Source organism: Bacillus sp. mrc49 (genome assembly GCF_002803435.1).
This window is the reverse complement of record NZ_PHNG01000210.1, coordinates 1-859: the sequence shown is the minus strand read 5'-3', so window position 1 is coordinate 859 and position 859 is coordinate 1. Positions and strand designations below refer to the sequence as shown.

Annotated in this window: 3 protein-coding genes; all 3 read right to left on the bottom strand. The window is 38.2% G+C overall.

The window, feature by feature from the left end:
• On the bottom strand, nucleotides 1-190 hold a 190-nt coding region (locus CVN76_RS01495; protein WP_157805443.1), incomplete at its 3' end, for a hypothetical protein.
• A 106-nt stretch (nucleotides 191-296) separates the two neighbouring features.
• On the bottom strand, nucleotides 297-464 hold the full coding sequence (locus CVN76_RS30785; RefSeq protein ID WP_157805442.1) for a hypothetical protein: 168 nt from the start codon (nucleotides 462-464) through the stop codon (nucleotides 297-299).
• Between the two features lie 44 nt (nucleotides 465-508).
• Nucleotides 509-700: a hypothetical protein gene (locus CVN76_RS01490; RefSeq protein ID WP_100530134.1), complete on the bottom strand. Its 192-nt coding sequence runs from the start codon at nucleotides 698-700 to the stop codon at nucleotides 509-511.
• Between the last annotated feature and the right edge of the window lie 159 nt (nucleotides 701-859).

Sequence of the window (859 nt, the reverse complement as noted above, 5' to 3'; positions counted from 1 at the left end):
GTCTAATGCTAATATGTTCATGATTCGATAAGTTCTCCTTTTCTTCCATCCTACGAGCTGCAGCGGCTAATTGCAGGGCTTTGGTTCTGAGCTTCCCCGCCCTGTCATAATCGCCTTTTGTGGCTGCTTGTTTCGATCTGGTCTCCCATAGCCCCGATCTATCGTATAGCTTTTCTAATTTTTTACTCATAATTACCACACTCTTTCCCCCGCATAGGATTCACAATCCGAGCCCGAATCCTTATTGAATTCGGGCTGTCTTATGTGTCCAGTACACTGTTAATACGTAATGTGCGTTACTCCGAATCTTCAAATGTAACTATTTCAACATCAGAACCAAACAACAACCGTAATTTATACTTAACCTTTTCGATGTCTCCTGCAAGTGTTATGGATGTAGATTCATCACCTTCTAATTCAAATTCATGAGTGAATACTAAGTCGTTACATTGGATCCATTTCATTTTTACACCCTCCTTAATGAATAGTTTATTCGGGGACTGTGACGTTACTTCCTTCGCATTTCTTTAACTAACTCTTGAAGTTCGATCGCTATTTTTTCGATTTCTTTAGCGTTCTTTTCAACATGATTTAGACGATTAGAGCGTACATGAACAACCTGATATTCCATATCTTCTTTACACTCATGAAGTTTATCCATCAAATCAAATAATTGTTTGCTTTTCTGTTTAGCACCCATGAAATAAACCTCCCTGTTTTTGTCTACTATTCGCCTTGAATGTAACAAAGTCCGCTTTTTGATACATTCAGAACGCTGATGTATATACACTCATCACGAAAAACCATTATTCTAAATGGAAAAATCCCTGCCGGTAGAGGTAATATTGGTTTCTATCGT

What these genes read in the sequence shown, in the direction of transcription:
- CVN76_RS30785 (WP_157805442.1), bottom strand. Translation starts at nt 464, where the DNA reads ATGAAATGGATCCAATGTAACGACTTAGTATTCACTCATGAATTTGAA.
- CVN76_RS01490 (WP_100530134.1), bottom strand. Translation starts at nt 700, where the DNA reads ATGGGTGCTAAACAGAAAAGCAAACAATTATTTGATTTGATGGATAAA.